The following is a 12,138-nucleotide window of genomic DNA, read 5'->3' on the forward strand; positions in this document are numbered from 1 at the left end:
TCGCCGTGCTGCCTTCACACGACACTGAATATCTGAACGCCAAGGCCCCAGGCCATCAGGTCACGACCGAAGGCGGCGTCATCTGCGTGCTTGTTCCTTCGTACCCGCTCCCGAAGGGATTCGACCGGGAGGCCAGCGACCTGCTTATCCGCTTGGCTCCCGGCTATCCCGACGTGCCGCCCGACATGTGGTGGTTCGACCCGCCGGTGTGCCGCACCGACGGCGTGGTCATTCCGGCAACCGAGGCCCGCGAGGGCCATCTCGGGCGCCAATGGCAGCGTTGGTCACGGCACTTCCAGCCAGGCCAATGGCGCTCCGGCATCGACTCGCTTCAAAGCTACTTCGCCCTGATCCGTAACGAGCTGCTGAAAGCAGCACCGGGAGGAACATGATTACGACACTGGTTCTCACCGAGCCGATCTTCCAAGAAATCGAGCAAACCGCACGGCTGCCGGTCGAGACCGCAGGGGTGTTGCTCGCGGGGATCGTCCGGGCGCCGAACGGCGATATCCGGCTCCTTGGCCGTGCGATGCGGTGGGTACCGCAAGACGCCTATCTCGCGCGAGAAGGCGATCACCTCTCCATTGCTTCGCATGGCTATGTCCCTGCCCTCGCGGAAGCTGAGCAATCGGGCGCGATCCCGATCTGGTTTCACACCCATCCCGGGGTAGGCAGTCATCCGACCCCGAGCCCTGCTGACCGTAAGGTCGACCAGGATATCGCTGACCTGTTCCGTCTGCGATCGGGTTCTGAGCTGTACGTCACGCTCATTGCGACACCTCGTGATGACGGCATTACCTTCACCGGCGAGGTAAACTTCGGCGATGGCGGCAAGACCCCTGTCGACCGGTTGTGGCGCGTCGGCGACAAATGGCAGCTGACCAACGCGTTCAACTCAACAGCACCGCAAATTCCAGCAATCTTCGACCGAAGCGTCCGCGCGTTCGGACGCGACGTCCAGCAGACGCTCGGCGAGCTGCGGATTGGAATCGTCGGATGCGGCGGCACTGGTTCGGCGGTTGCAGAGCAACTCGTGCGTCTCGGCGTTCGTCATCTGACTTTGATCGACGCGGACACTCTAACTGAGAGCAATGTCACGCGAGTCTACGGCTCGACGCCGGCAGCGGTCGGAAAGCACAAGACTGAAGTACTGCGAAACCATCTGACGGCGATCGCGCCGGATCTGGAGTGCCATACTGTCACAGCGATGGTTACATTGGAGAAGACTGCGCGCGAACTGACCTCCTGCGATGTCGTGTTCGGATGCACCGACGACAACGCCGGCCGGCTCGTTCTTTCCCGGCTCTCGACGTTCCTAGCTACTCCCGTCATTGACCTCGGCGTGCTGCTCGGCGGTGACGGTGCGCTCGCAAGCATCAACGGCCGCGTAACGACACTGACGCCCGGTGGTGCCTGCTTGGTCTGCCGCGACCGGATCGACCTTGCTCGCGCGCAAACGGAGCTGCGAACGCCAGAGGAGCGGATACGGCTTGAGAATGAGGGATACGCGCCTGTCCTGGGCGGCATTGAGCCGGCCGTGGTGACCTTTACCTCAGGTATCGCTTCGGCCGCTATCAATGAGCTCCTGGAGCGCCTGATCGGCTTCGGGCCAAGTCCCAGGCCGACGGAGGTGCTCTTTCGCTGGCACGAGAGGGAAATCTCAACCAACAACGCCAAGCCCAGGCCAGGTCACTACTGCGACCCGGCTAGCCATAAGATCGGCAAGGGCGATGGCACTCCCTTCCTTGAACAAGCGTGGCCTGGCGAATGAAGATACGTTGGTGGCAATGGGTTTGGCTGGACTGGCTGCCGCGCCAGCCGCTGCAATGCGTCGGCCTTGTCGAATCCGCCGACGAAATTCCCGAAAAGCTGCCGAAAAATGCTGCGGTCGTGGTGGGGACCATGGCACGACCGAAGTGGGTTGCTTTCGATTGTCCCTGCAAGAGTGGCCACCGCATCATGCTCAACCTCGATCGCGCGCGCAGTCCTTGGTGGTCCTTATCTAAGGTTGATGGCCCACTTTCGCTTTCTCCGAGCGTGAATTATTATGACGGCCGGCGCCGATGTCATTACTTCGTAAGAAACGGCAAAATCGACTGGTCGGGGGATACGTTCAGTGAGCGATAAGGGTCAGGAGCCAGCGGCTTCAGTATCTGAGGCTGCGCCTCTGAAAGCTGAGCGTCCGCTCACGAAAACGCCTATGTACGCGGCCATGAATGCTGGCCGCTATCAGCGGCAGGAACTCATCAAGCAGATCAACCGCACCGAGAAAACCCACCTTCTCTGCTATGTGAGCGGCTTGGAAGCCGAGATCGACCGAAACGACGTGATCGGCTTTGTGGAAATGCTCCACAATATTCCCGAGAACTCGCCGATCGACCTCCTGCTCAACACCTACGGCGGTGATGTCGATGCCTGCGAAAAGCTCGTGAAGCTCATTCTGGCCAAGACCGGGACACGGGAATTCCGGGTGATCGTGCCGGACCTGGCCAAGAGCGCGGGCACCCTGATGGCGCTCGCTGCCAGCAAGATCATCATGAGCAATGCCTCGGAGCTTGGTATGATTGATCCCCAATTCCTCCTTCGGGACGCTCGCGGCAACGAACTGATGTATTCCGTGACGGGTTACCTGGAAGCTTATGAGGAACACTGCGGTGCGTTGCGCCGCGATCCTCAAGACCAGATCGCGCTGCTCATGCTCGACGGCTTCGAAGCAAGGACGGTGAAGAAATTTCAAGGTATCCGCGACCGCGTCAGAACCTTCGCCGAAGACATGTTGAAACGGCGCGGCGCACCAAGTTCGACGATTTCCCAAGTATTGATGAGCTCGAGCAAGTGGAAAACCCACGGCCAGCCCATCGACTATGCCGACGCCAAGCAGCTCGGGCTACCCATCGAGTATTTGCCGCCAGATGACGAGCGCTGGAGCCGCTATTGGGAGCTTTACTGCTCGCTTCGCCTCCAGACGGAAAACGGCAAGAAAATCTACGAATCCGCGTACGCGTCCCAAATTGTGTGATCGCTCTACGGCCTGGCGGGCATCGGCTGCACGAATTGCATGGTCAGGGGCGCGTGCGCCCTACCGTCTTCCCAACTCATTGTCAGCCAGTTCGTCGAGGCTGGATACGAAACAACGATCCTTCCTGGCCGATACCGCGCCCCGCGCAAAAACGGATACTTGTACTCATCCAGAGGCTCCAGCAGCAATACGAAACCCAGCCCTAAAATGTTGAGCGCCAGCGCCTCGATATCCTCCTGGGCATTGGTCAGGGGTTGTAGTTGAAAGCGCGTGTTGTTGAGAGTTCGATCGCCAGTGTTCATGGTGCAGTAAAGCCCTGCGCCGTCCGGCCAATGACGAGGGTCGTCGAGCATGTCCAGCAGTGCGGCATCGCGCGAGAACGCGCCTGATAGCGGTGCCCTGCCCCTGGCGAGATTCTTAGAAACTGCCGCCGCTTTGGCGATCTTGAGCAACCATCTTTCAAGGTCGTGCCCGGAGATGAGGGCGTGCCTCGATCCCGCATCTTCCTCCAGGTACGACTTTAGTGAAGAGAAGAAATACTTGGCGGCATCATCGAGTGGATGAAGCGCGCTGTTATGTTTGGTGCAAAGGCAATTCGTTCGCAAACTGTTAGGCGCGAGGATCTTCTCCTCATCCGGCGCCAGCCATGGAAGGCCGCCGACAGAGAACTCGCCATCGCCCATCAAAACCCGGATAACCGACTCCGAGATGATGTGCTCGCCCGAGATCGGGGCAACGCACGAACCCAGGTCGCGCATATAGCATTTGGCCACGATTGACGCCGAAGGAAGCGCTCCGAGGCCAAGGACAGTGGACGGCTTGTGCCAATCTTTGCCATTGAAGCAGCAGCCTCGCCCAGGCTTGGTTGAGCCGCATGGGCAGGGGCCATTCAAAACGGCTTCTCTTCTTCGCCTGGCTTCACCCATGGTCGTTCAGGGCTTTACCCGCCTGTTGTATATCGCGATCCAAGCCTCGTGCTCGGCTTTGAGATTTTCGACCAGGGCCTTCACGGTCGCGTCGTTAATCGCCTGCGGGTTCCCGTGACTGAATTCGTTCCGGCGCTTGTGAATATCGATCAACAGATCGGAAACTGCCGCAAAACCTTGGTCGCGGAGATCATCGAAATAGGTCGTACCGAAGAATATCCTGTACAGATCGAACAAACGGGTTCCGATTCCGGAATAGCGCTTCAGCTGGTCCTCTAGAACGCGCTGTGGAAGCTTCCGCATCGCCGAGCGGTGAAGTCTCTCGATCCGGGTCTCAAAGTACCCCCAGAACAGCAGTACGAGGGCAGCTTGCGCAGATGGGCCCTGGGTGGCGTGTGCAAACGCTTGGAATTCGACCACCGGTCGCTCCCACTCACGCTGAAGCATCTGAAGGTAGATGTAGTCCTCGTAGCGCCCCTCGGCGCCGGGGGCGGTGAAAGTCAACGTCTTTCGACCATCCCTGGTTGTTATCGTCGATGAAAAATGAACCGGGGCCGCACCGCAGGCGGGGCACGGACCTTCGTGCCTGCGAATACCCGGACAATCGCCTCCACACAACATGTAGCCGGACCAGAGGCTGACCCAAGACTTTCCTGCTAGCTCGTCGCACCACATCTGATGATCCCCGCCCACACCACAATAACCTGAGATACCCGAAAGGCTAAGTAGGCTCTTTAAGCTCAGGCTCAGCGGCTCGCCTTAAGCGAAGCGCGTGCGCTTAGGGACGTACAAGACTTCGAGATGCCGGTCCGCTGGGACGACCGCCAGAAAACCGACCTTGACCGGCCAAGAAGACTGGTCCTTCCGGGTGTCATTACGAAGCTGGTGGTCGCGTATGGCACTGTAGACCGACGCCCCTTTGCTGCGAAGATCGTTCAACATCTCGCCTACGTCCTTCGCGAGCGCCAGGCGGCAAGACATCGCGATATCGTCAACGTCCATCAGATCCCGGAGATAGTCCCAGAATGCAGCCGCGAGCTCCTTGGCTTCTTCACTGAGGTCGGCGTCGATCGTGAACGACGCCGCATTGACGGTATCCGCGAATCCCACGGCCTCTTCTCCGGAAGCGATGGCGTTTGCCTTGACCCGGATCTGGTCAGGGTGCTGGTCATCAAGCTGCTTCTGTTTCAGGTCCTTGAGGTTATCGAAGAAGCTCAGGACGCTCTCGATGAATTTAGGGTCATCAAAGATATCCGGATCGTCGTAGCCGAGCGCCTTGGCGATCGCGCGGCGTGACATCACGTTGATGGGCTGTCCGGATTCAAATCGCTGCACCGTCCGAATGTTGACGGAGGCGTTCGCGGCTAGCGCATCCTGGGAAAGGTGCTGAGCGTCCCGGACGCAACGGGCCCAAAAGCCGAGCATTTTAGGGGCAAGCAAGGTGATGTTCATTTCGTTCTCCTTTGACTCAGATCATAGGCCTGGCTCGCCAGGGTCGAACACGGCAGAATGCCGACAGTAGCCGACAACAATCACCCAGGCCCGCCCCGCCATCGTTTAAGTCATTGAAATATCTTTTGTAGCGGCGCGCTCCGGTTGACCATCTTAAGTTGCCGCTTATTTTGAGGGCGAACGGGACGCTCGGTCGGAGGGCGGCCTGAAGACGGGAGCTGGGCTGATGGCCGAACAAAAGATGCCAAACGAATACTGGACCACTGCCGAGGTCATGAAGGGCATCTTCGAGACGAAGACGTGCCTGGCAAAGCCTCACTCGTCGGAGGCCTGCGAAGGGAAGATCATCGCCGCGCATACCATTCCGTACAGTCAACTCGCTAAAATCGCGTCTGACGGCCATGTGTATGCCATTGGCGCCACTCTCGCAGACCTTGCCCGCTCGGATGGGCAATTCACGATGAAGAAATACGGCATCCGGAATTTCTCGGTCTTGAACTGCTTCTGCGCCACGCATGACAAGAAGATTTTCGCTCACATCGAAGATGATGAGCTTGTCTTTGATGGCCATCAGCTGACACTGCTTCAGTATCGAACGCTGGCGTCGGAACTTTATCGGAAGGTGAGCAGCTATCAGTCGACGCTGCATCAAATCGAACAGCAGCAATCAAAGAAGCCAAAAGACAAAGAAGCAATAGAGTTTCTCAAAGCTCAGGCTATCGGCACGTTGGCCGGCGTTCGAGATATCGGCACGGCGTTCGACGCATGCGCCACGAATCTGTTCGGACAAAAGTACGACCAGGTCAGCGCACTTGTCGTTCATTTTAAGAAGCTCCCCTCGGTCATGACTGTTGGGAGCTTTCTTCCTCAATATGACTACAACGCAAAGCCTCTACAGCTCATCTACGATCTTGAGACCATCGCTGACATTGTTTGCTTCAACATTCTTGCGGCGAAGGACCACGCCGCCGTCATCATGCTCTGGCCGAAAGGGCAGCCCAAGATGGGTCGGCAGCTCGCCGATTCGTTCATCGCCCAAAACTCCTCACAATACAGCGCCCTGTCGATCCAAACGGCGTTCGAATACCTTGAAAACACGTGCGTGAGCATGGGTTGGTGGGACGATCAGAAACCCATCATTCACAAGGTCTTGTTGAACCGTATGCAGTCAGGCGCCAACCCGCTCGAAGCACGAGCATCTAGCTGCTTAACATTCAGCGGCGTGAACTTTGATCAGTGGGACTATGACCGCCATGAGTTTCTGAACGCTGATGAACGCAGCGGTTGATCAAAAATGCGATTGTTGCGAGCCGGAACCTTCGTCAGGCTGATGCTTCATTAGCGTATCGGTGCAGAGAAGTTGAGCAGGTTCGACGACACTGGCCGGCTGTCGTCCTAAGCTTGTGTATGTTTCTCTATTTGCGCATTGCCAGCTTGTTGCTGCTCCTATCAGGGTCCGTCGAAACGCAAACGTGCAACACGGCGCCTGCGCCGGTGACTCGAGCTGCACCGATGACGCCTAAAGATCCGCGGAAGGTGTACGGCCTTGAGGCCGCATAGCGATATAGAAGGCTCCGCACGCGGGGCCTTTTCTTGCAAACCATCGAAATCTGAGGAGCGGAGGGCCAGCACTCTTGCCGCGTATTGCGAGAGGAAATGCCCGCGTGCACTAATGACGGCAACTTCCCGGCGCTCCGATGGCATTGATCAAGAGGCATCAATGGACGAATTTGACTTTCCGACCAGCGAGGACGTGTTGGGCTTTGGCTCCGAGCACAACCCAGCGGTATGGGGCAAACACAAAGCGCATCTTGCCGACCCGTCCGACCTGGTTGCTGTGCTCGAAAAGTGCCGATCGAATGGCGCCAAGCTCTCCAGACAGCATGTCTTTGAGATGGCCGACACCAAACCTGAGTGGGGCGTGATCGGTGCGATCGTCTGGGGATTTCCACGCGGCTCGATGCCAGGCGGGAAATGGCTCGCGTTCGCCAAAGCCATCGAGCTGTCGAAGCAATTCGCTGACGCGCTGGACGGATTTAAGGCTGCTCCTCAGTCGGCGACCACGGCCGTGGTGCAGTTGAACAACCTCGTGCCAGGTCTGGGCTTCGCGACGACAACCAAGATGGCGTACTTCGCACGGCTAGTTTTGCAGGAAGGGCCTGCATTGATCTACGACGCCAATGTCATCAAGGCCATTACCGATCCATCGAAGGGCTGGGACCGCGTCTTTCCAAAGACGCGATCGCTCCTGGGGACTTCCGGCTCTCATGCTAAGGGCGTCCTGAGCTACAGCAGCTACATTGAAGAAGCAGCGGCACTAGCCGCGAAACGCAACACGACGCCTGAGGTGGTGGAGGTGGCACTCTTACGGTCCGCCGCTCGCGCCGGCACGTGGTCGTAAGGGCGACCGCCATGTCAAAGACCGCGCCGCCAACGGAATTGTTGGCCGTTGGCGACGTATTGACAGCAACAGGCCGTTAGCTTTGCCAGGTCCTCACCACGGGGCTCCCCCACGAGGCTGAAGCCGCCACGTATTTGTGCCGCCTGATCTGTCCGCGATGAGCCAGTTGCAGCAACATCATCGCAAGACGCGAAGCTGCACTATACCGATGGCCAGCCCCTTGCCGCCCGGCGCGTACCTACGCACCAGATAACGCCAACTGACAGGGAAGCGGGTAGAGAATCTGGCCACGAATTCCTCGGTCGTGAAGCGTCCTTTGAATGACGCCGCAACCAGGAAAACCCGGGCATAGATGCGACCTACTTGTAATTTAGACATCGTCTTCAACTCCTTCGGCTAACCCGGTCAAATGGCGAGTGCGAAGGGATAGGTGCCCTGGTCCCAATGCATCCCGATCACCGCTAGTCCGCGATCGGGCTGGGGACCTTGAAAGGTTGGCCGGGAAGTTGCCGCCTGGCACCTTCACCGGCTCGGCGGCCGCTCTAAAGAGCGCCTGAACCAGCACCACTGTTATTAGAATGGGCCGGTAAGAATGCCGCAATTCACGACATTGCGAGCGTGGCAAATTGTGCTTAGCGGCTCGACGCCAGCAATCGCGGCGAGTCCATGCTCCTCTCGCGCCGGCAATTATAGGCAGCCTGTTGCAATCGTTTCGAGTTTTGCGACTATGCCGTCCAAGCTGGGGAGGGTCATCAAATGGATTATTTTCAAGGGGTAGTGCTGGAATATCTGCGAGCAGACCGCTCGTGTTTTGTGAACCCGGAGTTCTGGTTGCGGGGCAACGAAACCAGCCCGCACGAGAAGCCGCATTGGTATGTTGACGTGCTTGCCATCAATTTGAAGGAACGAGCCGTATACCTCTGCGAGGTCACTTACGCGAAGCAGCCTCGCGCTCTGCTGCAACGGCTCAACAGCTGGCACACCCACTGGCAAACCATTAACAAGACGCTCAGAGAAGACACCGGAGTTGCGCCGGATTGGCCGCTCGTCCCCTGGGCATTTGCACCCGAGCCGGGCCTTAAGATCATCAAGCCTGAGCTGGACAAGCTATTCCCGCACGCCCGGGCGAGCAGCCTGGAGTCCGTCTTGCCGTGGCTCTACTGCACTTACGACCGTAAGCCCGAGGCGGAAAACGAACCCAAGGAAGCCAGACCTGCGCCAGGCGCCTCGGTAGCCTAGACAGCTCAGCTTGCGGCCGATTTTGGAGCCTCGCGTGGATGACTGACATCTTCAAGTTCTGGTCCATGATCAGTAAGGCCGAGACAATCCACCCGCTCGATCGACCAGTCTTTGCTCGCCTTAATGACTCGCACGGCTTCGATCTACGTTGCCTGCCGTGCAATTTCGGCGGCAAGCTGCGGACCGCGCCTATCGTGCTGCTTTACCTGTCGCCGGGCTTCGCTGAGACCGATGTGCGGCTCGCGAGATCGAAAGAAGGACAGGAGCGGTACGTCAAGCAGCGGACCGGCAGGCTCGGATTCACCGATCAACACCCTGAGGCTGCGAGGTGGCGCAAAGAACGGCTCGCCTGGCTGGGTGAACCGAGCGTCATCAACGACAAGGTCGCCATCGCCAATATCGGGGCGTATCACTCCCGAACGTTTACCGATCATCATGTCCTCGCCGCACTCCCCTCCAGCAGGGCCATGCTTGACTGGGCGCAGTCGGTCCTGTTTCCCCAGGCAGAACGGGGCGAACGGATGGTAGTGTGCATGAGAGCCGCAAACTTCTGGGGGCTAGAGGCCGGTCAACGATACGGCAGGGCGCTCTTTGCGCCGCAGACCACGCGAAGCGGCCATATGCGACGAGGCAAAATGCGAGAGAGCATCGAGCGAATGGCTCGTCGCTACGTCTAGGGCCGGCACATTTCGAGCGGCTGCGTGACGGGGTTAGCGCGGAATGTGTAGTAGTGCGCCGCGTCGCAAGGCTCGCTGCCAGTGTTATTGAGCGCCAGCGTGCCGCTTATCCGCACCGCTCCAGATGAAACATCTGCAACCGCATTAATTGCTGCCGCTCACGATACGGTCCGTCGTGGCGTTTCCGGTAGCACCGCGAAGCAACGGCATCGATCTCAACCGCCAACAATCTCCTGCCACGACTAATGCAACCGCAACGACAGCTCGACACAGGTTAGGGCCATGCGGCGTTTAAGTGGGGGGCTTCCGCGTTGAACTGATAAGCTTTCTCTCAAAATCTTATCAGTTCACGTCGCACGTGGTTTTCTAAGCAGCCTACTCCGCTCGCCCTCGATTAGGGTCAATAACGGGCGCTTATGCGCAAACCTATCGCTTCACTCGACGTCTCCGCCTAATGACGCATTTGGCGTGATTGTTCGTCAGGACTTTAAGCTCGTCAGGAAAGGCATAATTTCACTCGGTGGCAGCCTTGGCCATGCTGAAGGCCTGCCCATTTAGCCACCCATTCAATTGGCGGGCTATTTCGTCACGGGCGGAAGCCGAGAGATACCACCCTAAGCTCGACTTTGGCCGATTTATGCGGCGTAGGCGAGCGCGTTCTCCATCCGGCGCCAGATATGGCGCGGAATTTCTATACTGTTCCGGCGCGGCCGGGACATGAAAGAAATCTGATGAGCCCATATTTGGCGTCGGACGGATGCGATCGCATCGCTAAAGGTCAGCGCGGCTTTTGGATACCAAGCCGCGGTTCTGGGCTTGAGCTTTTGTGCCTTGGCGAGGTCGTGGGTCCATAGCGTGACGATGGAGTAGAGGCCGAGCAAGATCGGGGTAGTGCGCAGAATGGCTTTGTCCGACCATTGGCGCTGGGTCTCGACACCGAGGTGAGCGCGAACTTCCTCGAAGGTGACTTCGACCTGCCAGCGACTGACGAACCAGGCGAGGATGTCGCGGGGAAGAGCGTTGAGATCGGTCGCCAGGAAGGCCTGCGGGTCGAACTCGCCGGTTGGGTCGCGGACGAGAAGCCAGCGGATCGGTACCGGCGGAACGCCGCCGCGATACCACAGCGCGGTGCCGGTTGCGATCTCGACAATGCGATTGGTTCGGCCGTACCAGAGACTGACCCGGTAGCGCGTCCAGGACACGTTGCGATCCTTGAGGATGGCAGAGAGTTTTTTGTGGGGCTTACCTCGGATTGGAGGGCGGCCACGACCTTTGCGCTTTGGTCGGGGAAATTCGAACAGGTTGGCATCGAGGCGCAGGCGGGTGACAATGCAGACATGCTTGCGCACTGCGGCAAGGAACTCGATGGCCGCAAAGGCGCTGTCGGCGACCAGGACAATATATCGATCGGGCAGCCAACGATGGATTTGCCAAGCAGCCTGGCGGGCCCAATCGAGCAGCGTCTTGGGCGAGCGCGATTTGCCGTCATAGAAGCGTTTGGAGGGGGCGAGCAGTGTGAGGAAGGGCAGCGCCATGATGCGATCGGCCCACGGCACGCGCACCAACAACATGGCGGAAAGCCAGCGCAGACCGCTGGCTTTGACGAAGTGCCCCTTGGAGGAGCGCACCGGGTCGCGATAGATGCCGCGGGCGCTGATCTTGGGTCCCCAGCGTCGCTCGATGGTGTCATCGAGCCCGATCACCACTGGCTCGCCGGCCGCCACGAAGACCTTGATCAGCAGGAGCAGCAGGCGGCCTGCCGCGGCCCGCGACGACCACGCCGCCCGGTTGAGGACGCGATGGAAAGTACAGAAATCGGGATCGCGCTCTCGCCCGAGGATGCGCAGCGCCGCCGTGACAGTGCGCCGGCCGGGCGCCAGGATAACGCCGGCGAGCAGCATCAGAACATTCGGCCAGGTAGGACGCGTGAACAGATCGGTGAAGACTGCAAGCCGGGCCGCAAAACGCGGCGGCAGCGGATCGCAAGAGCGGGGAAGAAGACGGGCGTGTTGCATCCCATCGGTAGAATCGGCATGTTGAATCGCAGCAACCTCGTCCAGCTGCGACAAATTGAATCGGCAAACCGATCCACTCTGGCCCGCGCGGCACCGATCGAGCACATTGAGCGCTATGGCAAAATCCGACCCAACGCTTGCCCAGATTGCTGCTCAGTTCACGCATCACGACATAGAAAAGAGCCGTAGCGGTTATTTAGTTATCAACCGTCGGACTTCAAATCCGGTCGCACGGCTGCGCCCCATTCCAGATACCGATCGCTTCGAGCTCTTCTACTGGTCGAACGTGAAGGGGCGCTGGACAACGTTTGGCAATATGGGGCGCATGAAACTCATGCTCACGAGCGCTCATGAAATCGTCGAGAACGATCCCATGTTCAGGGGTCCGCGTACCCCATGAACGAGTTCA

The 12,138-nt window shown here is 58.8% G+C and carries 14 protein-coding genes; 9 read left to right on the plus strand and 5 right to left on the minus strand.

All coding sequences use genetic code 11. The annotated features are described in order from the left end of the window. The first annotated feature begins 5 nt into the window (after positions 1-5). Genes NLM32_RS34590 through NLM32_RS34605 form a run of 4 tightly spaced genes read left to right on the plus strand, consistent with a single transcriptional unit; the run spans position 6 to position 3,019 of the window. On the plus strand, positions 6-392 hold the full coding sequence (locus tag NLM32_RS34590; protein WP_254133185.1) for an E2/UBC family protein: 387 nt from the start codon (positions 6-8) through the stop codon (positions 390-392). Next, positions 389-1,771: a ThiF family adenylyltransferase gene (locus tag NLM32_RS34595; RefSeq protein ID WP_254133186.1), complete on the plus strand. Its 1,383-nt coding sequence runs from the start codon at positions 389-391 to the stop codon at positions 1,769-1,771. Before NLM32_RS34590 ends, NLM32_RS34595 begins: the two co-directional genes overlap by 4 nt. After that, positions 1,768-2,127: a DUF6527 family protein gene (locus tag NLM32_RS34600; protein WP_254133187.1), complete on the plus strand. Its 360-nt coding sequence runs from the start codon at positions 1,768-1,770 to the stop codon at positions 2,125-2,127. Before NLM32_RS34595 ends, NLM32_RS34600 begins: the two co-directional genes overlap by 4 nt. After that, the gene (locus NLM32_RS34605) at positions 2,117-3,019 is read left to right on the plus strand and encodes a hypothetical protein (RefSeq protein ID WP_254133188.1); all 903 of its coding nucleotides are present in this window, start codon (positions 2,117-2,119) and stop codon (positions 3,017-3,019) included. Before NLM32_RS34600 ends, NLM32_RS34605 begins: the two co-directional genes overlap by 11 nt. Positions 3,020-3,024: 5 nt before the next feature. Here the strand turns inward: NLM32_RS34605 and NLM32_RS34610 are convergent, their stop codons facing one another. The 3 genes from NLM32_RS34610 to NLM32_RS34620 all read right to left on the minus strand — a co-directional run bounded on the left by NLM32_RS34610 (position 3,025) and on the right by NLM32_RS34620 (position 5,397). After that, on the minus strand, positions 3,025-3,792 hold the full coding sequence (locus NLM32_RS34610) for a hypothetical protein (protein WP_254133189.1): 768 nt from the start codon (positions 3,790-3,792) through the stop codon (positions 3,025-3,027). A 159-nt stretch (positions 3,793-3,951) separates the two neighbouring features. Further along, entirely contained in the window at positions 3,952-4,449 is a 498-nt protein-coding gene (locus NLM32_RS34615) for a hypothetical protein (protein ID WP_254133190.1), read from the minus strand. A 255-nt stretch (positions 4,450-4,704) separates the two neighbouring features. Then, complete coding sequence (locus NLM32_RS34620; RefSeq protein ID WP_254133191.1) at positions 4,705-5,397, minus strand: helix-turn-helix transcriptional regulator; 693 nt, start codon at positions 5,395-5,397, stop codon at positions 4,705-4,707. 226 nt (positions 5,398-5,623) lie between these two features. Here NLM32_RS34620 and NLM32_RS34625 point away from each other — a divergent pair, with 226 nt between their 5' ends. Further along, entirely contained in the window at positions 5,624-6,685 is a 1,062-nt protein-coding gene (locus NLM32_RS34625; protein WP_254133192.1) for a hypothetical protein, read from the plus strand. 432 nt (positions 6,686-7,117) lie between these two features. Next, the gene (locus NLM32_RS34630; RefSeq protein ID WP_254133193.1) at positions 7,118-7,798 is read left to right on the plus strand and encodes a hypothetical protein; all 681 of its coding nucleotides are present in this window, start codon (positions 7,118-7,120) and stop codon (positions 7,796-7,798) included. Positions 7,799-7,975: 177 nt separating this feature from the next. Here the strand turns inward: NLM32_RS34630 and NLM32_RS34635 are convergent, their stop codons facing one another. Next, positions 7,976-8,176, minus strand: a complete 201-nt coding sequence (locus tag NLM32_RS34635) for a hypothetical protein (RefSeq protein ID WP_254133194.1) — start codon at positions 8,174-8,176, stop codon at positions 7,976-7,978. A gap of 378 nt (positions 8,177-8,554) precedes the next feature. Between NLM32_RS34635 and NLM32_RS34640 the strand changes: the two genes are divergently transcribed. Both NLM32_RS34640 and NLM32_RS34645 read left to right on the plus strand, forming a co-directional pair. Further along, the gene (locus tag NLM32_RS34640; RefSeq protein WP_254133195.1) at positions 8,555-9,037 is read left to right on the plus strand and encodes a hypothetical protein; all 483 of its coding nucleotides are present in this window, start codon (positions 8,555-8,557) and stop codon (positions 9,035-9,037) included. Positions 9,038-9,075: 38 nt separating this feature from the next. Beyond that, a complete protein-coding gene (locus tag NLM32_RS34645) occupies positions 9,076-9,714 on the plus strand; it encodes a hypothetical protein (RefSeq protein ID WP_254133196.1) in 639 nt (212 codons plus the stop codon). Between the two features lie 635 nt (positions 9,715-10,349). On the opposite strand, the gene NLM32_RS34650 is transcribed toward NLM32_RS34645, so the two are convergent. Then, a complete protein-coding gene (locus tag NLM32_RS34650) occupies positions 10,350-11,729 on the minus strand; it encodes a transposase (protein ID WP_254128549.1) in 1,380 nt (459 codons plus the stop codon). A 115-nt stretch (positions 11,730-11,844) separates the two neighbouring features. Between NLM32_RS34650 and NLM32_RS34655 the strand changes: the two genes are divergently transcribed. Further along, the gene (locus NLM32_RS34655; protein ID WP_254106310.1) at positions 11,845-12,129 is read left to right on the plus strand and encodes a hypothetical protein; all 285 of its coding nucleotides are present in this window, start codon (positions 11,845-11,847) and stop codon (positions 12,127-12,129) included. Positions 12,130-12,138 lie beyond the last annotated feature (9 nt).

This window comes from Bradyrhizobium sp. CCGUVB14, from assembly GCF_024199935.1.
Classification (GTDB): domain Bacteria; phylum Pseudomonadota; class Alphaproteobacteria; order Rhizobiales; family Xanthobacteraceae; genus Bradyrhizobium.

Bases quoted from the DNA above. Each gene is read 5' to 3' on its own strand.
- NLM32_RS34595 (WP_254133186.1), top strand. From the start codon at position 389: ATGATTACGACACTGGTTCTCACCGAGCCGATCTTCCAAGAAATCGAG.
- NLM32_RS34600 (WP_254133187.1), top strand. From the start codon at position 1,768: ATGAAGATACGTTGGTGGCAATGGGTTTGGCTGGACTGGCTGCCGCGC.
- NLM32_RS34620 (WP_254133191.1), bottom strand. From the start codon at position 5,397: ATGAACATCACCTTGCTTGCCCCTAAAATGCTCGGCTTTTGGGCCCGT.
- NLM32_RS34625 (WP_254133192.1), top strand. From the start codon at position 5,624: ATGGCCGAACAAAAGATGCCAAACGAATACTGGACCACTGCCGAGGTC.
- NLM32_RS34630 (WP_254133193.1), top strand. From the start codon at position 7,118: ATGGACGAATTTGACTTTCCGACCAGCGAGGACGTGTTGGGCTTTGGC.
- NLM32_RS34635 (WP_254133194.1), bottom strand. From the start codon at position 8,176: ATGTCTAAATTACAAGTAGGTCGCATCTATGCCCGGGTTTTCCTGGTT.
- NLM32_RS34640 (WP_254133195.1), top strand. From the start codon at position 8,555: ATGGATTATTTTCAAGGGGTAGTGCTGGAATATCTGCGAGCAGACCGC.
- NLM32_RS34645 (WP_254133196.1), top strand. From the start codon at position 9,076: ATGACTGACATCTTCAAGTTCTGGTCCATGATCAGTAAGGCCGAGACA.
- NLM32_RS34650 (WP_254128549.1), bottom strand. From the start codon at position 11,729: ATGCAACACGCCCGTCTTCTTCCCCGCTCTTGCGATCCGCTGCCGCCG.
- NLM32_RS34655 (WP_254106310.1), top strand. From the start codon at position 11,845: ATGGCAAAATCCGACCCAACGCTTGCCCAGATTGCTGCTCAGTTCACG.